The 22,399-nt window shown below is 38.7% G+C and carries 11 protein-coding genes; 8 read left to right on the forward strand and 3 right to left on the reverse strand.

The window, feature by feature from the left end:
- Positions 1 to 15: 15 nt before the first annotated feature.
- Entirely contained in the window at positions 16 to 1,071 is a 1,056-nt protein-coding gene (locus ACUN24_RS06130) for a glycosyltransferase family 4 protein (protein WP_445561706.1), read from the reverse strand.
- 60 nt (positions 1,072 to 1,131) lie between these two features.
- Positions 1,132 to 2,007: a glycosyltransferase family 2 protein gene (locus tag ACUN24_RS06135; protein WP_445561707.1), complete on the reverse strand. Its 876-nt coding sequence runs from the start codon at positions 2,005 to 2,007 to the stop codon at positions 1,132 to 1,134.
- Positions 2,008 to 2,064: 57 nt separating this feature from the next.
- On the opposite strand from ACUN24_RS06135, the gene meaB reads away from it, so the two are divergent.
- On the forward strand, positions 2,065 to 2,961 hold the full coding sequence (gene meaB, locus ACUN24_RS06140) for a methylmalonyl Co-A mutase-associated GTPase MeaB (protein WP_445561708.1): 897 nt from the start codon (positions 2,065 to 2,067) through the stop codon (positions 2,959 to 2,961).
- A gap of 77 nt (positions 2,962 to 3,038) precedes the next feature.
- Here the strand turns inward: meaB and ACUN24_RS06145 are convergent, their stop codons facing one another.
- Positions 3,039 to 4,328, reverse strand: a complete 1,290-nt coding sequence (locus tag ACUN24_RS06145; RefSeq protein ID WP_445561709.1) for an aminopeptidase P family protein — start codon at positions 4,326 to 4,328, stop codon at positions 3,039 to 3,041.
- A 171-nt stretch (positions 4,329 to 4,499) separates the two neighbouring features.
- On the opposite strand from ACUN24_RS06145, the gene ACUN24_RS06150 reads away from it, so the two are divergent.
- The 7 genes from ACUN24_RS06150 (at position 4,500) to ACUN24_RS06180 (ending at position 22,386) form a co-directional block, all read left to right on the forward strand.
- Positions 4,500 to 5,846: an OmpA family protein gene (locus ACUN24_RS06150; RefSeq protein ID WP_445561710.1), complete on the forward strand. Its 1,347-nt coding sequence runs from the start codon at positions 4,500 to 4,502 to the stop codon at positions 5,844 to 5,846.
- Positions 5,847 to 5,944: 98 nt separating this feature from the next.
- Positions 5,945 to 6,082 (forward strand): DUF6728 family protein, encoded by a 138-nt coding sequence (locus ACUN24_RS06155; protein ID WP_315417948.1) that lies wholly within the window; start codon positions 5,945 to 5,947, stop codon positions 6,080 to 6,082.
- A gap of 11 nt (positions 6,083 to 6,093) precedes the next feature.
- Complete coding sequence (locus ACUN24_RS06160; RefSeq protein WP_121284415.1) at positions 6,094 to 6,474, forward strand: RidA family protein; 381 nt, start codon at positions 6,094 to 6,096, stop codon at positions 6,472 to 6,474.
- Positions 6,475 to 6,777: 303 nt separating this feature from the next.
- Positions 6,778 to 8,883: an ATP-dependent DNA helicase RecG gene (recG, locus tag ACUN24_RS06165; protein WP_445561711.1), complete on the forward strand. Its 2,106-nt coding sequence runs from the start codon at positions 6,778 to 6,780 to the stop codon at positions 8,881 to 8,883.
- Between the two features lie 94 nt (positions 8,884 to 8,977).
- Positions 8,978 to 17,287: a PKD domain-containing protein gene (locus tag ACUN24_RS06170; protein ID WP_445561712.1), complete on the forward strand. Its 8,310-nt coding sequence runs from the start codon at positions 8,978 to 8,980 to the stop codon at positions 17,285 to 17,287.
- 1 nt (position 17,288) lies between these two features.
- Positions 17,289 to 18,344, forward strand: coding sequence for a PorP/SprF family type IX secretion system membrane protein (locus ACUN24_RS06175; RefSeq protein ID WP_445561713.1), 1,056 nt, complete (start codon positions 17,289 to 17,291; stop codon positions 18,342 to 18,344).
- Between the two features lie 763 nt (positions 18,345 to 19,107).
- Positions 19,108 to 22,386: a SusC/RagA family TonB-linked outer membrane protein gene (locus tag ACUN24_RS06180; RefSeq protein ID WP_445561714.1), complete on the forward strand. Its 3,279-nt coding sequence runs from the start codon at positions 19,108 to 19,110 to the stop codon at positions 22,384 to 22,386.
- Positions 22,387 to 22,399 lie beyond the last annotated feature (13 nt).

The following is a 22,399-nucleotide window of genomic DNA, read 5'->3' on the forward strand; positions in this document are numbered from 1 at the left end:
TATGAAGATTTATGTTTAGTGTAACACTTGCTCATATAAACTAAAGTATTTTTTTGCCGCTATTTTCCACGAAAATTTTTCGGCCTGAATAATCATCTCTGCAGAACGATTTCTTTTGGCAAAATCAAGCATTCCATTATTGAAAATCTCTTGCATATTTTCCGCATCAAAATTATCAAAATAATAAGCTGCTTCGCCCCCTACTTCAGGTAGAGAAGTGAATTTCGATAGAAAAGTTGGTTTTCCAAAATGCATGGCTTCGATTACAGGAAGACCAAAACCTTCGGCAACTGAAGGAAATAAGAAAGCATCACAATTTTTATAGTACCAGGCTTTGTCTTCATCTGAGATTGGCCCGGTAATATGTACCCTATCCAAACAGTTATACTTTTCTGCTTCCTCTAAAATTCGCTGTTTGTGAGGTGTTTCCCTTCCGGAAATTACCAGTTCGAAATCGTTATCTTTTAATAATGCAGGTAATAAGTGAAAGCCTTTTTGTACTGAAAGCAAACCAATGGTAAATAGAAATTTCTTTCCAGGTTTAAAAGCTGGCTGATGATTTTCAGCTGAAATTAATTTATCGGCCCCGTTATAAATTACACTGATTTTATTTGCCGATTCAGGGAAATATTGTTTCACATCATTTGCAACAAACTGCGATATACACACAATTTTATCACACTGTGCTATTAGCTTGCCTAGTTTTTTTAGATATACCTGAATTCTGTGTGGCTTGCTAAACTTTAAATGAACTTTGTTCATGTCATGAACAGTCATTATTTTTTTTGCATTTACTTTGCTGGGTCTCAATCTGCAGGTTTGGTCAGAAAGATGAACAACATCGAAATCATTTTTTCCCTTAAAGAATAACCGGTCTAACCTGGATAGATAAATGAGATCAACCAAACCATTAAAAAGGTATTTTGTGTGTTTAAAAAGATAAAATTTTAAATTAAATTTTCCTTTGTTTTCCTGGATTAATGCATCACCCAATCCTTTTCCAAACGAGAAATAGCCGCAATTGGCATCCTTCATCGAATCAAAAGTTACTAAAACGTTAGGCTTTTTCATTAATTAAATAGTATTTATAAGAAAAAAATTATGCAAATATAGGCACATTTAAATTGTAGTCTACTTTACAATTTTATAATTCCTATACTCAAATAACCGTAATCCGGTTAAGTCTTCAATTTTTTGCAAAACCCTTCTGCGGAAATTCATTTTTGGGGTTTCTTTGGTTAAATCTTTATCAAATTTCCAGTTTGCAGCCGCAATTCTTTCCTGCATTACCTTAGGATGGGTGCCTTTAAAATGGACTAAACGATCGGCATTGTGCATATCGTAGGTGTCCTGAACCGGATAATTTTCTTCAATCCACTCTTCCGTTTGATAAAACTGATTAAAGTTGCGCACTTTACCTTGTAATCCTTTTGGTGGTTTTACCCAGCCATAGTGGTAAATATAAGCATCGATTAGCTTAACCTTAAGTTTACTGTCGTTAATTCTGAAGCCCTGGGCATCCCGGTAAGAGTGAACTCCCGGAAGGTTTTTGATAATCCTAACCTCTCTTCTGTACCAACGTCTGGATTCGGCCAGATAATCATAAGAGGCATAAAAATGTTTATATTTTAAGAGTAAAGCCTCAACATTGCTATTGTTAAGTTCATCTTCCATTTCTTTTTTAATCAAGGGGAGATAATCTTCATGTATGGCTTCGTCACCTTGAATATAGATCATCCAGTCGGTATCTTTCCCTATTTCAGCTAATGCCTTATTGGTTTCATCAGCAAAAACACGACCGCCTTCCCTTATACTTTCATCCCAAATGGTATCAATTGTTCTGATTTTAGGATCAATGCTTTTAACCATTTCAGAAGTTTGGTCCGTAGAGTTTCCCAGTGCGACAATAAAATCGTCGCACAATGGCAGCACAGAAAGGATTGCCTCTTTTGCAGGATAGTCGTTAACAATAGCATTTCTTAAAAACGTAAAACCGGTAACTTTCATTATGGGGCGCCTTGTAGCTGATAATTTTTGTTAATTTGTACAAAGATAGTTTTATTGATGAATACGCATCTATCCATTTTAAGCGAAGTAAAGGCAGGCAATTATAAGGTTTTGGCAAGAACATTAACGCTTGTCGAAAACGACATTAAACCCGCAGATTCGATTTTAAGAGATTTAGATAGTAAGGCTAATGTTCCCGTTTTGGGTATTACCGGGCCTCCTGGTGCTGGCAAAAGCACGTTGGTAAATGCGGTAACCGATCATTTAGTTGCTGAAGGTAAACGCATTGCCATATTGGCGGTAGATCCAACCTCCCCATTTAATTTTGGCTCTTTGTTGGGCGATCGTATCCGGATGGCTGGCCAGTTTAATAATCCGAATGTTTTTATCCGATCTTTGGCTACACGTGGTGCTTTGGGCGGCATTTCGGCAAAAACAATCGAAATGGTTGACGTTTTAAAAGCTTCGAATTTTGATCTGATTATTGTTGAAACTGTTGGGGTTGGGCAATCGGAAGTAGAAATTGCAGGATTGGCAGATAAAACTGTTGTTGTATTGGTGCCAGAATCCGGAGATGAAGTTCAGAATATCAAATCAGGGTTGATGGAAATTGCTGATTGTTTTGTGATTAATAAGGCTGATAGGGAAGGAGCAGATACTTTTGCCAATAATCTGAAAAAAATCGTTCATCAAGGGGTAAAGACTATTCCAATCTTAAAAACTGTTGCTGATAAAAATATAGGTATCCGTGAATTGTGTAAATGGGTTATCGAGCCGGAAGTTTTTAATGATAACCGAAAAGCTTTTTTATTTGCAGAAAAGGCATGGAAACTCATACAGCATCAAAAAATGCAGTATGTCGATAAAAAAAGGCTGCGAGAAAAAGTTCAGGCAGCCTTAAAACAAGATGATTTTAATATTTATCGTTTTGCGGACGAATTTGGTAATAGTTAACTGTTGAGATTGCCTTATTGCTAAATTGTTAAGGCAGGTTAATTGTTTAACTGCAAATTGAATACTGCCAACTGGAATTAACTATTCATAATCTCCTCAATTTCTTCAGCTTCTAATGGGATATCGGCCATCAGATCAATATTCCCTTTTGCTGTGATCAGAATATTGTTTTCTAAACGGATACCTAAGCCTTCCTCCGGAATATAAATGCCTGGTTCAACTGTAAGAATGTTCCCATTGGCAAATGGAGTATATCTTCCTGCAAAGTCATGTACATCTATGCCTAAGTGATGCGAAGTGCCGTGCATAAAATATTTTTTATAAGCTGGCCACGCTGCGGTTTGATTCTTCACGTCAGTTGTAGAAATCAGCCCGAGATTAATCAGTTGTTCAGTCATAATTTCGCCAACTTGTTCGTGGTAGGTATTCCATATAATTCCTTCGCCAATTAATTTAATCGATGCTCTCATTACGTTCAGTACAGCATTGTATACATCCTTTTGTCTTTGCGTAAACCGGCCATTAACCGGAATGGACCGGCTCATGTCTGCGTTATAATTGGCGTATTCTGCACCAAAATCGAAAAGTATTACGTCTCCATCTTTACAAACTTGATTATTATCGTTATAATGTAGAATGTTTGCATTATGACCGGAAGCAATAATAGGCGTATAGGCATGACCTGTTGCTCCCTGACGGATAAATTCATGTATAATCTCTGCTTCAATTTCATATTCTTTAACCCCAGGCTTGGTGAATTTTAATACCCTGATAAAAGCATCGCGGGTTATTGTGCATGCCTTTTTAGTTAATTCGATCTCCACATCTGATTTAACTGCACGTAAATTTCGCATAATTGGCGCCGAGCGTTCATAATGATGCAATGGATATTTTGATTTCATTTTCTCAATGAAACGAATATCGCGGTAAGGAACTTCATGGGCGTACCGATCATTCTCATTTGTATTTAAATAAATATGCTCAGCATAGTTAACAATACTATGTAAAATGTTATCAAAATCTTCTAACCAATAGATAGACTGGATGCCAGAAGCAGCTTTTGCCTGTTCTTTGGTGTACTTATATCCTTCCCAAACTTTGATATAGTCGTTGGTCTGTCTTAAAAACAGGACTTCTCTGTACAAAGGATTAGGACAATCAGGATATAATAGTAGAATTGTTTGTTCCTGATCAATGCCTGATAAATAAAATAAATCCGGATTTTGCTTAAAAACGAAACTTTGGTCACCGCTTCTAGGGAATTCGTCGCTTGAGTTAAATATAGCTAGTGAATTGTTCTTTAGGTTATTAGTGAAGTTTTTTCTGTTTAAAATAAATAATGACTGATCAATGGTGGGGTATTTCATGAAATTGGTATTTTATATTGGTAATGACCAAATGTAATAAAATGATTAATTACTGTAAAGTTTGGAACGGAGTTTGTATAAAAGTTTGAAAATTTAAAATTTTGATTAATTTTGCCTTTACTGAAAAATTAATCAATTAAATTGTTTAACCCTTAAAAAAGAAAAAAGATTATGAATTATTCTACTTTAAAGAAAAGTGTTGCACTTTCTTTAGTGGCATTAACAGGAGTTGCTTCTCTTGCTGTCGCTCAGGATGCTCCTGCAACCTCTTCTGCTGTCAAGGTATTTGGCGGTAGAGGACAGTACAGAACTTGGTCTATCGGTGTACACGGTGGTGTTTTAATGCCAGTTGTTGCTATCGGCGGTTCTAATGACTTCAACAAATGGGATGCTAACTTAGGTTACGGTTTAAACATCCGTAAACAATTAGGTCACTCTTTCGGATTAGAATTAAACGGAACACGTGGTAAACTTTCAGGTACTAACGAAGGTATTTCTAACCCAGCTGTTAAAGATTTTGAAACTCAATTACAATATGCTGTAGATTTACGTGGTGTTGTAAACGTAGGTTCTATCGATTTCTTACGTCGTGAGAATTCAGTAGGTTTCTTCTTAACTGCTGGTGCTGGTTATATGGCTTATGCTCCAAAAATTACTACTGGTGCTGGTCAATCTATCGACTGGAAAGGTAGTGCTGTTGGTCCTGCTGATGACAGACATGATGCTAAAGATTACGTAAAAGGTTTCTACATTCCAGTTGGTGCTGGTGTTAAATTCAAAGTTTCTGAGCGTGTTAACTTTAACTTAGGTTACACTATGAACTTTGTTGATGCTGATAACTTAGACGGAGTTTATGCAAAAGGTACAACTAAAGATAAATTCTCTTACGGTTATGCTGGTTTAGAATTCTCTTTAGGTTCTTCTGCTAAACCAAGTTTAGAGTGGACTAACCCATTAGCTACTATGTACGATGAGTTAAAAGATCCAACTTTACGTCAAGAAGTTGAAGCATTGAAAAACCGTGTTTCTGCTGTTGAAAAATCTGTTGAAGATTTGAAAAAAGATACTGATGGTGACGGTGTTGCTGATCAATTCGATAAATGCCCAGGAACTCCTGCAGGTACTGCTGTTGATGGTTCAGGATGTCCACTTCCTAAAATGGTAGCTGATTCAACTGCAACTAGCAATGTAACAGGTTTCGAAAAAATCGGTTTCGATTTCAACTCTTCAGTTTTAAAAACTGAGTCTTACCCTACTTTAGATAAATTATCTTCAGTGTTACGTGAAAACGGTGGTAAAGTAACTGTAAACGGTTACGCTTCAAGCGAAGGTACTGCTGCATATAACTTGAAATTATCTAAAGACAGAGCTAACTCTGTTAAAACTTACTTAGTAAACTCTGGCGTTAACGCTAGTCAAGTTGCTACTAAAGGTAATGGCGAAGCTAATCCAATTGCTTCTAACGATACTGAAGAAGGTCGTATCCAAAACCGTCGTGTTGAAACTGCTAGAAACTAGTATTTCAATATAAAATTTAAAAAAGTCCTGATGAAAATCAGGACTTTTTTTTGTGCCTTTTAGTTTTCTGTATTAAGCTTTTTAGCTAAGTTTGTATCATGTACTTCTTTAGAAAAAAGGATCCAAACAGGCCAAATAATATCAATCTGAGAATTATGCATTTTATTAATGCATTGGCCATCTTAATTTTTCTTGCAGGTATCATCTACAAGCTCGTCCAGTGGCTTGCTAAATAACCCTAAATTATATGAAACAAATTATTAAAACAAACAATGCTCCAGCTCCAATTGGACCATATAGCCAAGCTGTACAAGCCGGAAATTTTTTATTCGTATCGGGCCAGGTAGCCATAAATCCTGAAAATGGAGAATTAAATATTGGCAATATTGAAGAGGAGACTCACCAGGTGATGCGCAACCTTAAAGCTGTTTTACTTGAGGCAGGTTTAACCTTTGAGAATGTAGTGAAATCTACTATTTTCTTAAGCGATATGGGTACTTTTGCTCAGGTAAATGAGGTTTATGGGCAATATTTTACTGCTGATTTTCCAGCTCGCGAAACAGTTCAGGTTTCGGTGTTACCTAAAAATGTTAATGTTGAAATCTCTGTAATTGCCATTGTAGGTTAATTTACAGAAAATAAGAGTAAATATTTTATTGCAGACATTGTTCTTCCATAATCTGGGGAGCAATGTCTAACCTTTGCTTAATAAAAGGTTCTCCGACAACCTATACCTTACTGAGAATGCCTCTTCTGCCCCCGGTATTTAATATATATCAATCCAATTGTTGCTTTTACCGGCGCATTTTTCTACTTTAAAGAGAAAATAGATCTGCACCAATTTTTTGCTTATTTGCTTTTGCTGCTACCGATCGTTATTTTTAATGCGGCTTTGCTAAAAAATGTTGTTTACAAGAAATAGTAGAATATTTTGTTTAATTCGGTATTAGATACACCTGTTGAGTTTTTGAAAGGCGTTGGGTCAAGCCGTGCCGATGTTTTGAAGAAGGATCTCGGCTTATTCACTTATCAGGATATGCTTGCGCACTATCCCTTCAGGTATATAGACCGTACAAAATATTTTAAGATCAATCAGATCAATCCCGATTCGCAGTATATCCAGATTATTGGGCGTGTAATCAGTAAAAAAGTAATAGGCGATAAAAGAGCTAAGCGCATTATTGCTGTTTTTAAAGATGAAACGGGAATCATGGAATTAGTTTGGTTCCAGAGCCTAAAATGGGTTGACGATAATATTACCGTGGGCACAGCTTATGTCGCTTTTGGGAAACCCAGCATCTTTAACGGAACATTCAGCATTTCCCATCCTGAAATGGAGCTGTATCAGCGCAAACAGGTAGGAAGAGGAAATTTAACCCTGCAGCCGGTTTATAACTCAACAGAGAAGCTTAAAAAATTTAATCTCGATTCTAAGGGTCTGCAGCGTTTAATCGCCGGCCTGTTAGATCAGATTATTCCGCAAGTGCCCGAAAATTTACCACAATACATCATTGATAAATATCAGCTGCCAGATAAAGGGATAGCTTTGCTGAACATTCATTTTCCTAAAAATCAAAAGGACTTAAACGCTGCTGAAAGACGGTTAAAGTTTGAGGAGTTGTTTTTTATTCAGCTGCAGCTTTTGCATAATAAACACTTGCGTCAATTAAAATTTAAAGGTGCAACCTTCGATAAAGTTGGTGAAAAGGTGAACCGTTTTTATAAGGAATTTTTGCCTTTCGAGTTAACCAATGCTCAAAAACGTGTGGTTAAGGAAATCAGGATTGATACGCAACGCGGTGTGCAAATGAACAGGCTTGTTCAGGGCGACGTGGGGAGTGGTAAAACAGCAGTGGCATTGATGAGTATGCTTCTGGCAAATGACAACGGCTATCAGGCTTGTATGATGGCTCCGACCGAAATTTTGGCCCGTCAGCACTATGCCTCTATTACCGAACTTGTAACCGGAGATTTGGTGCGTGTTGCAATCCTTACCGGAAATACAAAAAAGAAGGAACGTACTATTTTGCACGCACAACTGGAGAATGGAGAAATCGATATTCTGATTGGAACACATGCATTGATCGAAGATAAGGTTCAGTTTAAAAATTTAGGCTTGGTTGTTATTGATGAACAACACCGTTTTGGTGTGGAACAACGTGCTAAGCTTTGGCGGAAAAATATTATCCCTCCTCATATCCTTGTGATGACGGCTACACCAATTCCGCGTACTTTGGCAATGACCTTATATGGTGATCTTGATGTTTCTATTATTGATGAATTACCTGCTGGCAGAAAACCTATCGAAACAAAACACCTTTTTGAAGGCCAACGTCTTAGAATGTTTGGTTTTATGAAGCAGGAAATTGCTAAAGGCAGGCAGGTTTATATTGTTTATCCTTTAATTAAGGAAAGCGAGAAATTAGATCTTTTACATCTCGAAGCTGGAATTGAGCAGCTGAGTTACCAGTTTCCCCGACCTGATTACCAGATCAGTATTGTGCATGGACAAATGCCAAATGCAGATAAACAGTTCGAAATGCAACAGTTTATTGATGGTAAAAGTCAGATTATGGTGGCTACAACTGTAATTGAAGTAGGTGTTAATGTACCTAATGCTTCTGTAATGGTGATTGAAAATGCTGAACGGTTTGGTCTTTCACAGCTTCACCAATTGCGTGGCAGGGTTGGCCGTGGGGCAGAACAATCTTTTTGTATCTTAATGAGTGGTAACAAACTCAGTAAGGAAGGCAAAATCCGTTTAGAAACCATGGTGCGGACGAACAACGGGTTCGAAATATCTGAAATAGACCTACAGCTTCGTGGTCCTGGAGATATTACCGGCACACAGCAAAGCGGCGTGCTGGATCTAAAACTTGCAGATCTGGCTAAAGATCAGATAATTTTATCTGAAGCACGGAATACGGTTATTGAACTTTTTTCGGAAGATCCCCAGTTAGAAAAACCTGAAAATATTATTATAAAGGCATATCTGAAAAAGCTGGAGAGAGGAATTTCTTTTGATAAGATTTCATAGTTTTTACTATAGCCTTGATTGTCATTAACTTTACGGGAAATAGGTGTCTATTAATCCATATTTAATTGTTATTTTCGGAATTCGCTCCTGAATAATGAATAAACGTCTGCTCTTAGTCGCTTTTTTCTGTTTTTTTTTAAGCAAAGAAGGCTTTTCAGCTTCTTTAATTGCTGTATCTGCTAAGCATTATAAATATGTAAAGCCTGCAATTACAGCAAATGGCCCAATAAACTTTTGTCAGGGTGGCTCGGTGAAATTGCAGACTGCTGAGACAGGAGCAATATATCAATGGATTAAGAACGGTGTCGATATTAATAATGAAACAGCGGTATCCTATATTGCGACAAGCACAGGATCTTATGTTTTAAGGGTAATTAAAGACGGAGTTCCGGAAGAAAGTAATGCTATTGTAGTTACTGTTGATCAATCTCCTTTAGCTGGCTTTACCACAAATGCAACCGGAACTAACTGTAGCAATGAAGAAATTTCTTTTACCAATAGTTCAACAGGTACAATAACCAGTTATGAATGGGATTTTGGGGATCCAAATTCTGGTGCTGCAAATAAATCGAATGAAGTAAATCCAAAGCATATCTTTATTGGTACGAATGGAAGCGGAATCCAGACATTTCCAGTTAAACTTACTGTAAAGAATGGAACGTGCGAATCGGTAAAAACCCTTGATATAACGACTAAGAAAATTCCACGATTAGATATAGTAGATGTGGATTCAAATTTTCCATTTAGTAATTGTCATAAGTCCCCAAGTCTAATAAATCCAAATTACACATTAACATTAAAAAATAATTCACCAAATGCTACATTTTTTTCTAGTTATATAATTAATTGGGGTGATAATACGGGTGATATAGTATATAACAATTCAAATTTTCCAATAAGTCATACTTATACAACTTTAGGCGCGTTTCAACTGATTGTTAAAGGCATATCGATTGAAGGTTGTCAAGTTGTTTTTAATCAGGTTGTTGCGAATCAAAGTAATCCTGCAGGTGGATTGGCAACAAATGGAAATACAGCAGGTTTGTGTGGCCCTGTTGAGGTTCCCTTCGTAATTAACAACTGGAAAGATAATTCCCCGGGGACCATGTATAAGTTGGATTTTGGTGATGGTGAGTTTAAAACATTTACTCACCCATTAAATAATACGGGTGACCCGTTTACATATAATCATCTTTACACTAAATCATCTTGTCCATCAAAATTCTATACTGCTATTTTAACTGTGACGAATGCTTGCTCAGAAACAGAATTCAGAGCCAATAATATTGTAATTTGGACGAAACCAGAAGCAAATTTCTTAATTAACCCTGCTTCAAGTTGTATTGGGAAATCAGTTTTATTTACTAATAAGTCCATTTCAGGTCATTATGGTAACACATGTTCTTCAGGTACAACATATGCCTGGGATTTTGGAGATCTTACAAGTTCGTCTAATAGTTCTACTTTAGAAAATCCAACTCATATATATAACACTCCAGGAAATTATAATGTTACTTTAACTGCAACAAATGGATGTGGTTCAACAACTAAGGAACTGACTATCTGTATTAATCCTTTACCTGTAGCTGCATTTACGGTTGATCAAAACGAAGGCTGTGGCCCTCTTACTATCCAAACCAATAATACATCTAACACACCAACCTGTGGCGCAAACACGTACACGTGGACAGTTACTTATGCTAATTACGCAGGTTGCGCAGGAACATCAGGTTATTCACTTCTAAATGGCACATTAACTTCACAAAATCCAAAGTTTCAGTTTAATAATGCGGGTATTTATACGATATCATTGATTACTCGAAATTCTGACAATGGTTGTGTTTCAAGTAAGGTAGATCAGGTAATTAAGGTAAAAGCTAAGCCAACTGTATCTATACCTATTCTATCGGCCATTTGTGCAGGTGGTTTTATCTCTCCAGTTGCTGCTGTTAATACCTGTAGTTCAAATAGCGTACCTACTTATCTCTGGAAATTTCCCGGGTCTAACACGCCAACTTCTACACTATTAAATCCTACAAATATTATCTATCCGGTTGAAGGTATTTATGACGTTACGCTCGAGGTAACTAATGAATGTGGCACAACAATATCTGCTGTTCAGAAAATAACCGTTAACGCTGTCCCAGTAATGGTGCCCATAACCGATTTAACGGTGTGCAAAGGTGCTGCAACAGGCACAATCACTTTTAGTACCAATCCAATTAATAGCGCGGTTAAGTATAGCTGGGTGAGCAGTAATCCTGCCATCGGCTTAGGTAATGGTACAACTAATGCCATCCCGTCATTTATCGCAAACAATAACATCAATGCCGTAATCTTCTCAACCATAACCGTTACGCCGAAGCTGGGCAATTGCGATGGTACCCCTATACAATTTAAAATTTCGGTCAATCCTTCTGCACCTACTGCAAATGCAGGCCCCGATCAGGATTTGTGCGATGTAACGACCACTACACTATCGGGAACGGATCCTACATCAACATTTGCCGGGCAATGGACACAGGTAACAGGGCCATCTGCAGGAATTGTTTTTGCCGATGCCTCGAAATACAATACTATGGTAAGTGGTTTGGCAGCAGGAAATGTTTATGAATTTAAATGGACAATAAATGGACTTGGTAGCTGCCCGGTAACTAGTGATATTGTTAAAATAACGGTTTCGCCAAAAACCATTGGCGGTAACACCTCAGGTGCGCAGAGTTTTTGTGGTGGACCTGCATCTGGCAGTATCAGCTTAACCGGAAATGTAGGTAGTGTTATCCAATGGGAATCATCAATAGATGGTGCCAATTGGACAGCAATAAATTTTACAGCAACTACCTATAATTATAGCGGGATTACCAAAACCACGCAATTTAGGGCTGTTGTAAAAAGCGGAGGCTGTAGCCAGGAATATTCTGATGTAACCACCATAACGGTTAACCCCACTCCTGCAAAGCCAACAGGAATATCAACAATAAATTATTGTTTAAATGATCCGGCGGCTGCATTATCAGCAGTTGGAAGCAACTTGAAGTGGTATACCACTCCGCCAGCCAGTACTGGTTTTAGTTTAACCGCACCAACGCCAGCCACCACTTTGGCGGCAACCATTAAATATTATGTTACGCAAACCGTAAATGGTTGCGAAAGTTTACCACTGGAAATAACAGTAAAGGTTAATCCTCCAATTACAAATAATGTTATCGCATCTGATCAAAATATCTGTATGGGCAGCACACCATCAGTTCTTAATCAGTCTGGCAGTGCTTTATCGGGTGGCAGTGGTACTTTTGCTTATCAGTGGCAACAATCGGCAGATGGCAATAGCTGGACAGATATTATAAATGAAAATGCTGTATCTTATCAGCCCGGTGCCCTCAATACAAATACCTATTACCGCCGTGTGGTAAAGAGTTTGTCCTGCAGTTCTCAGTCAAATCCAGTTAAAATTTCCGTTCAGGGAACATTAAGCAATTTTCAGGTTTCGGCTAACCAAACCATCTGTAGTGGCTTGCAGCCTGATAAACTGATCGGCGATGTACCGTTGGGCGGCAGCGGAACTTATACCTACACCTGGGAAAAATCGACAGCTTCTGTGTCGTCGGGTTTTACGATAATTACCGGTGAAAATGCTGCTGATTATCAACCTCAAACATTAACGCAAACCACTTATTACAGGAGAATTACCAGTAGCGGTTCCTGTTCGGCAACCTCTACAGTGGTAACCATTTCAGTTAATCCTATTCCGGTGATACAAAGTATTACAGATATTATTACCTGTAATTCGTCGCTTCTGCCGGCAACAGTTTTTCAGAGTAACATATCAGGTGTCAACGTGGGTTATACCTGGGCCAACGACAATGTCAACATAGGTTTAACTGCATCGGGAACAGGGAATTTGCCCTCGTTTACCACTCAAAATACTTCAAAAATCCCACTTTTAGCCAATATTACAGTAATACCCAGTTATACCAGTGGGGGTAAAGTTTGTACAGGTGCTGCAACAAATTTTAAGATAACGGTACTGCCTGGTATTACTACAGCAAGCCTTGCTGATATAACGGTTTGTGCAGGCGCCCAGGTTCCGGTAAATGTTTTATCGAGTGATGCTGCCGCATTTGCGGGAAGCACGGTAACCTATAACTGGACTGTTACGGGAGGTACAATTGGATTAACAAATGGAACCGGACTGCAGATATCGGCCTTTAATGCGGTAAACAATACAGCTTTACCAATTACGGTAAGCATAAGTGTGCTGCCAACTTACGAATACCAAGGTAAAAAATGTTCAGGTATTGCTGCAGTGTATAAAATTACGGTTAATCCTGCGCCGGTGATTAATTTTTCAATTCCTGATCAGACTATTTGTAGTTCGGCAACATCTGTTGCGGTAACATTGAGCAGTACCACGCCGGGTACAAGTTTTAGCTGGAATGCCCAGCCTGTTGCTGGGGTAACAGGCCTGATTTTATCAGGTACGGATAAAATTCCGGCACAAAACCTGATCAATATTACCAATTTGCCGCTAACAGTGATTTATGAGGCGGTAGCTTCAACATCAGGTGCCGCACAATGCCCGGGCAGTTCGTTTCTTTATAAGATAACAGTAAACCCGGCAACAACAGTTACTCCAAGCGAAAACAGCAAAACCATATGTTCGGGAACCAAAACGGGTATTAGTTTATCTTCGGCAGTGGCCGGTACCGTTTTTAACTGGACAGTAAGTAACAATCAAAATATTAGCGGTTCGGCTAATGGTACAGGTAATATCATTGATCAGTCTTTAATCAATACCTCAGCAACTTTACAAACTGTAAATTATACCATTACACCAAAATTTACAGGCAACAATGTTGGTTGTGACGGTGCCCCGATACAGGTTTCTGTAAGTGTTAACCCTTCTCCAAAAGTTCAGTTTTCAGGAGCTGATATTGCCATCTGTTCTGGAGCTTATTCACCAGAGGTTTTATTGTCGTCAACTACCAGTGGAGCCAAAATTACATGGGTCGCTACTGTTCCGGTAGGTATAAGCGGTGCCACGGTTTTGAACGGTGCATCAATTATCCCTTCAGAAAGTTTAACAAACAATACCAATACACCATTAACCATTGTATATACGGCAACTGCAAGTACCAACGATGCTACTGCCTGTGCCGGAGCCGATTTTTTATATAAGGTTACGGTAAATCCGGTGGCTAAAATCACCAATGCTTCCCTATTACAATCGGTTTGTTCTGGTAGCATTACGAGCGCCTTTATACCAACATCGAACGTTACGGGTACAACTTATAAATGGACAATAAGTTCAGCTTCGGCGTCATTAACCGGTTTTGTTACATCGGGTACAGGAAATATACCCGTCCAAACTATTGTAAACAGTAGTATCGCTGCAGAAATGCTTAAGTATACGATTACGCCAGAGGCAAATGGTTGTGTGGGTTTGCCAAGCGACTATGAAATTACCGTTAATCCTAAACCAGTATTTTCTGGTGCATCAAATCCCGCTGCAATCTGTAGCAACACCATCTTTAGTTATGTGCCGGGCAGTTCTACCGTTGGTGTAACGTTTAGCTGGAAAAGGGCTGCAGTTCCCGGGATCAGCAATCCTGCTGCCAGCGGAAATGGTATCGATCAGGCAGGGAGTATCTCTGAAACATTAATTAACACCACCATTAACCCAATTGATGTAACCTATATTTACGAACTGAGCATAGGCGGCTGTACAAGTGCCAATAATTATCCTGTAATGGTGAGGGTGAACCCCGCACCAACTGCTTTATTTGGTCCTTTTAGCCAAAATGGATGCGCTCCTTTTGCTATAAATGTTAAGAATTTAAATTCGAAAACATTTGCCAACACCTATACAGTTGATTATGGCGATGGCTCTGCCATTGATGTTTATACCGATGAACGCGATATCAGCCATGTGTATGAAAACGAAACCGTACAGCCCAAAACCTTTAAGCTAAAAATTAAAACCAAAAATGACTGCGGCGAGGTTGCTTCTATCGAATATGTAATTGTGGTACAACCGCAGAGTGTATTTTCTAAATTGGTACTGCAAGGTAACCAACGTTTTGGCTGTACCCCCTTTGCTGTTGATTTTACAACACTTAACCAGTCAACAGGGGCAAATGTTTATACCTGGGATTTTGGTGACGGATCTCCAATTCAGGAAACACACAGGTTAAACGAGCCCTTAACGCATACTTACCTAAGCGCCGGTGATTATACCATTACACTTACTGCTACAAATGGATGTTCTACCGTAAAAAGCCAGCAAACAGTTACCGTTTATCCGAATGTAAGTGCCAGCTTTAAGGTAAACAAACCACAATATTGTTTAAGTGAAGCGGTTGTTTTTACCAATACCTCTGACCAGCAATTTACTGCTTTTTGGGATTTTGGCGATGGCAAAACAAGTACAGATATTAACCCAAGTCATACCTATACCACAGCAGGAACAAAAACAGTAGTGCTTACTGCTACAAAAACATATCCCGATGGGAGTAGCTGTACAACATCCGCTACCCAAACGGTCGATATTACACCGGGTCCGGTTTCTTCATTTAATTCCAATGCAGGTAACCTAAACTGTGCGCCTTTTAAACTTATGGTAACTACCACCCCTGCAAATGCAGCAAATGTAGAGTGGGATTTTGGCGATCCGGCAAGTGCCGATAACATTGCGACAGGTTATAGTGCAAGTCACTATTACACCGTTCCCGGCACCTATCTGGTTACGGCAAAAGCCTATAGTTTACAGGGATGTACCGCAGTAACCACGCAGACGGTAAAAATTACCGAAACGCCAAAGCCTGTCTTTACTTTCCCGGCAAATTTAATTTGCGGACCCAATGCGACCATTCAGTTTAAAAATGAAACTACTTATGGCGGTACTGATGCTGTAACCTATAAATGGTATATAAATGATGTATTTACTTCATCAAATAAAGATTTTGTACACACTTTTAATACCCCTGCATCTGTTTTACTGCCTTATGTTTACCGCATTAAATTGGAAGCCATAAATATTTTAGGCTGTGTAAACAGTGTTGAGCATACCGTTCAGTTTAATCCTCTCCCGCAAGCCAATTTTACGCTAACCATCAATAAAGCCTGTGTACCTTTTACCCCGCAGATTACCAATAACTCGCTTTATGCCGATAAATTTGAATGGTATGTTGACGGGGTGCTAGTCTCGACAGATAAAATTCCGTCCAATATTATTTTTAATGAGCCGGATAAAACCTACAATATTAAATTGGTTGCCGATAACCAATATGGGTGTGGCAGTAGTAACGTTACCAAACAGGCCATTACCTACCCCAGCCCGAAAGCATCATTCACTATTAAACAGGATGTAAGCTGTAATGGCATTTTAGATGTAGAAATAACCAACACCAGTATTGGCGCAACAGCTTACACATGGGATTACGGAGATGGATCTACTACATATATTGGCAATAGCCCAAAACATGTTTATGGCAAGGCAGGTATTTATCAGTTAAAGTTAAGCGCATCTAACGGGTTCTGTACCGATGTTTTTACCCAGACCATTAAAATTGCCGATGCACCTAAGGCCGGTTTCCTGGCAGATGTAAAATCGGGCTGTAACCAGCTTACTGTCACCTTTCAGAATATATCCAATAATGCAAGCCGGTATCTATGGGACTTTGGGGATGGATCGTTTTCTACGCAGAAAAACCCGGTACATACCTACAATTTTGTAAAATCGCCATTTACAGTAAAGTTAACGGCTACCGGCGATTTTGATTGTACGGATGAAATGGTAATGCTGAACTACATTAGTGTTTTTGCCCCTCCTGTTGCAGAAATTGTGATATCGCCGTCAAGAACGGTAAAGGTTCCTGATTATGGTTTCAGTTTTAAAGTTAAAACCGACGAAAACATAACAGTCTATAAATGGGATTTCGGTGATGGGAAAACTGCTGATAAGGCTTCCGTAGATCATAATTATGCTGATGTAGGCACCTATAAAATTAAACTTACACTAACCAATGCATCAGGTTGTACCAATGTGATTGAAGATCAGGTGAGCGTGGTCGGTGTTCCTGGATATTTTTATCTACCCAATGCTTTCGAGCCGGCAAATGCTAAACCAGACTTAAAAGTTTTTAAAATTACTGCAACGGGCATGTCGGCCTATACACTCAGGGTTTTTAACAAATGGGGGCAGATGATATGGCAAAGCAGTAAACTTGATGAAGAAGGTGTGCCTACTGAGTTTTGGGATGGAACAATGAATGGCCAGCCCGCTCCCCAGGGGGCTTATTACTGGAGCGCTGATGCGAAATTTATTAATGGTACAGATTGGAAAGGGATGAAATATGAAGGCAAAAGTCCGAGTAAAACAGGGGTTGTTCATTTAATCAGGTAATATGAAGATCAGCTTAGATAATAATATGTTAAAACAAAGGAGAACATGGTTGGTGCTATGGATACTTGCCTTTTCCAAAATGGCTGTTGCACAGGATTTGATCTACTCACAGTTTTTTAATGCGCCAAATTATTTAAATCCGGCTCTTAATGGTCAGTTTGAAGGCGATTTACGCATTAGCGCCATTTATCGCAGCCAATGGACAAAAGTTCAGGGAGCGTTGAGCAATTATTCTTTTGCAGTTGATTACCAGGTGCCTAATTTTGGCGGTGGTTTCGGGCTGATTTTGAACAAATCTACCGAGGGAACAGCTTACATTTCGAAAACAAATTTCGCCGGTGTTTATTCTTATAGCATAGAGTTTAATGAAAACACCTTGTCATTTGGCATACAGGCTGGGCTCACCAATAGAAAAATAGATTATGATCAGCTGGTTTTTCCCGATCAGATTAATGGTGGTGGAATTATTGCTGGTGGCTCAACCTCGGCATCATATCCTATTTACAATAACAAATACTTTTTCGATTCGGGAGCAGGCCTAAATTTTGTAACGGGTAATTTTATGGCCGGGTTTTCTGCCCAGCATTTAAACAAACCCGATGAATCTTTTACGGGCAGTACATCTAAACTACCGATCAGGTATGGTGGGCATGTAAGTTATATGATAAAAACCAAGCCTTACGATCATGATGATAACGGCGCTTTTATCCCATCTATAGTGATTTACAATCAGGCCAGATTAAATTCTTTTAGTGCGGGTGTTCAGTATAAAAATAGAAATGTGAACCTTGGGTTGTGGTATCGCGGAGATGGGAAACAACAGGATGCCCTCGTATTATCCATAATTTTTGATATTTTTAAAAGGCCTGATAGTTACAGCAGAATGCGCTTTGGGATAAGCCACGATGCCACCACCTCTAAAATTAATTATACTAATACTGCAGGCACTACCGAAGGAGCTTTTGTTTATGAAATGGACCTGCCCAACCGTGGTAATGCATGGGGCGGAAATAATAGAAATTCTAGCTATGCGAATAAATGTTATAAATTTTATTAAACCGGTTTCTATCGCAATTCATTGAAATAATGTTCATATATCCCGTGAGGTGATGAATTACCATGTGATTTTATAAGGAGTTAGTGTTTCCAAATCTTGTTAGCTTGAGCAACCCAATAAAATTGGGATAACTACTCGACGAAATGCCCTAACAGTCATAATGCATCCTTCCGCAGCCCAATATGTCAATTCTATATTTTATACTATACCCTCACATTTAAAGAGAAGGTCTTGATACGAGAATCGAAAAGTGACTGCCATATTGATTTAAATTCTGATTACATTACAAAAGAAAGTAAGAATCTAACACCACTTAAATTTCTCTTTCCATTTCAAAGTCTTTCTCTGCTTTTTGCAATAATATTTATTACTGTATTATTTATCTTACTTAGCGTAGTTTTGTAATAGTTTTTTTACGATTCAGCCCATTACAATTATTATTTTACCCCCTTTTTTAAATTCTTAATATTCCTATCTTGCGTGTAACCAATTATGAACTGTTTAGTTGACAAGTCTAAGTCAGAGTGTAACTTATTCAGAAGTTTTATTTACCATAATTAGTTATGTATCAGGTAAGGGGATTCATAATGGTTTACCGTGATTTATTGACCATTTATTAGGGCAACTGTTTCTAAAGAGAGATTGATGTAGATAATTAACTCAATAGATCAAGGTATAATAATGCAAATACTGACCATTCATGATTACTCATGAATATTAAATTGTATTACAATCAATATCTAACCAAAATAAATTGAAAACTATGAAAAAAAATCTATTGAGGACTTTTGCCAGAAGTAGCATGTTTCTTGTTTGCGGTGGTTGTCTGGTCTTTTCTCCACTTGCCGGCATGTCTGCTGAAACATCATTGCATGAAAAGGAACCCTTTGATTTTTACAAAATACCCCTCCAGGATATTATTGTGAAGGGGAAGGTTACTGATGCCAAAGGCCCAATTCCAGGCGTAAGCGTGAAGTTGAAGGGAGGCACAGCAACTACGGTAACCGACGGCTCCGGAAATTTTAGCATTAAAGTGCCAGAAGATGCAACGCTGGTATTTACCTACGTAGGTTACGTAGATCAGGAGGTTCAGGTAAAGAACCAAACCAACATTAATGTACGGTTATCAGAGAATAACCAAAACTTATCTGAAGTAGTAGTAGTAGGGTATGGAACCCAAAAAAAGGCGGTTGTATCTGGTGCGGTTGCATCTGTTAAAGGTACTGAACTCGCTAAATCCTCATCGGTAAACTTAACCAATTCATTAGCAGGGCGCTTGCCTGGTGTAACGGCTTTACAGGGGAGTGGAGAGCCAGGCTACGATGGCTCTACCATCAGAATCCGTGGGACAAACTCGCTCGGAAACAATAATGCACTGATTGTAATTGATGGTATCCCTAACCGTGCAGGTGGTATTGAAAGGTTAAATCCAAACGATATTGAAAGTGTATCGGTATTAAAGGATGCATCTGCTGCTATTTACGGTTCGCAAGCGGCTAACGGGGTAATCTTAATTACCACCAAATTGGGTAAAACAGGAAAGCCACAATTTTCATACGATTTTAGTTATGGTTTACAACAACCTACGCGTATACCAAAAATGGCTAACTCTGTACAATATGCCGAAATTCTGAATGAGCTGAATATCTTTGGTTCCGATATTAATCCAAATGAATGGTCGGCGGCATGGAACAGTTTTAAATCTACCGGTTCTTATACTTCTACAACCGGAAAAACAATTAATGCCGCTTATAAAGCTGATGAAATCAGGAAGTTTGGTGATGGTTCAGATCCGCTAAGATATCCTAATACCGATTGGTTTAAAACGACTTTTCAGAACTGGTCGCCTCAGCAAAGGCATAATGTTCAGATTAATGGTGGCAGTGAAAATGTAAAGTACCTGGTTTCCTTAGGCTATCTAGATCAGGATGGATATTATAAAAATTCTGCCACAGGTTACAAACAGTACGATATGCGGTTTAATCTCGAAGCAAAGTTGAGTAAATATATTACCACAACGTTAGGGGTATCGGCCAGAGAGGAAGACCGTAATTTTCCAACGGTTGGAGCCGGTGATATCTTCAGGTTTTTAATGAGGGGACGTCCAAATGAAATTGCAATATGGCCAGATGGCAAGCCAGGAAAAGATATTGAATATGGTTATAACCCGGTAGTATCTACTACAGATTTAACGGGAACTAATAAAGATGTTAGAGATTACTTTCAAACTACCGGTAAGGTAGAAATTAAAATTCCTGGCGTGGAAGGATTAAAGGTAACGGGAACTGCCGCGATAGATAAATATTCTGGCAGGCAGAAAAACTGGCAATTACCCTGGACACTTTACGATTGGGATAAAAAAACCTTTCAGGCCGATGGTGTAACGCCAGTATTGACGGGTACCGTAAGGTCGCAATATACCGATCCCAGGTTAAGGGAAACTGCCGGTGGGCAATTGGCGATCAACCTGACTGGAATGATTAATTATGATAAAAAAATTGGTGATCATAATATTGGTTTGATGGCTGGGGTAACCCGGGAAAAAGTTGATAATGATGGTTTTACTGCTTTCAGAAGGTATTTTATTTCCCAATCTGTTCAGGAATTATTGGCTGGTGATGAACGCGAACAATCATTAGGTAATTTAGATGGTTCTACTGATCCCAATCGTCTTTTCAATAGAGCACGGTTAAGTTATTTCGGGAGGGCTGGATATAACTATAAAGAAAAATACCTTGCTGAATTTCTGTGGCGTGTAGATGGATCGTACATTTTTCCAACCAACAGACGTTTTGGTTTTTTCCCAGGTGTATCAGTAGGCTGGCGTTTATCTGAAGAGTCTTTTTTCAAAGAAAATGTTAAGTTCATAAATAATTTAAAACTGAGGGCGTCGTATGGTCAGATGGGTGCTGAAGCCTATTTTGGAGATGTGCTGCAAGAATATCAATACCTCAGTTTAATGAATTTTGGCACCTATACCTTTAATGATCTTGTTACTAAAACGTTAACAGAAGGCAAAGTACCCAATTTCAACTTTGGATGGGAAGTCGCCAATAATACCAACGTAGGTTTGGATGCATCCTTTCTAAATAACAAATTATCACTCGAATTAGATTATTTCTATAATAAACGTACAAACATTCTAATTAGCAGAGGTAGTTCAGTGCCTGAAAGCTCGGGTATTACCGATCGTTTACCACCTGTAAATCTGGGAAAAGTAAACAACAAAGGTTTTGAATTTAAATTAAGCTACAATGACCAGGTTGGTGATTTAAACTTTGGAGTGAGTGTAAACGGAGGCTATGCGAAAAATAAAATCATTTTTTGGGATGAAACCCCTGGTGCTCCTGAGTGGCAGTACTCAACTGGCCGCATAACCAATTCTTGGTTGGTATACGAATATGATGGCGTTTTTAAAGACCAAGCGGAAATTAATGCCAGGACATTAAATTATGACGCATTAACCAGCACCTTACGCCCTGGTGATATGAAGTTTAAGGATATTAGCGGTGATGGAAAAATCAACGCCGATGATAAAATTCGCCTGGATAAAAACGGCACTCCAACCTTTACCGGAGGTTTTAATTTAAACCTGCAATATAAAGGGTTCGATTTGTCAGTACTTGTGCAGGGGGCAACCGGCGGGATGCAGATTGTGGGTATAACCGAATCTGGCGATATTGGTAATTTTCTAGAGTGGTCGTACTTAAACCGTTGGAGCATTGATAATCCAAGTTCTGTAAATCCACGTTTATCAAATCGTGGAGCTACCTATTATACTGATAGCAATAATGCATTAAACAATACTTATTGGTTGCGGAGCAATAATTACATCAGGCTTAAAAACGTAGAGTTAGGCTATACCTTGCCAAATACCCTGGTAGAAAAAGTAGGACTAAATAGTGTAAGGGTTTATGCGAACGGATTAAACCTGGCTACATTGGATAAAATCAAGATATGGGATCCGGAATCAACCAATTCGAGTGGCCAATATTATCCGCAGGCCAGGGTAATTAATTTTGGTATTAAAGCCGCTTTTTAAAGTGTAATCAAGT

The organism is Pedobacter sp. WC2501, from assembly GCF_052682415.1.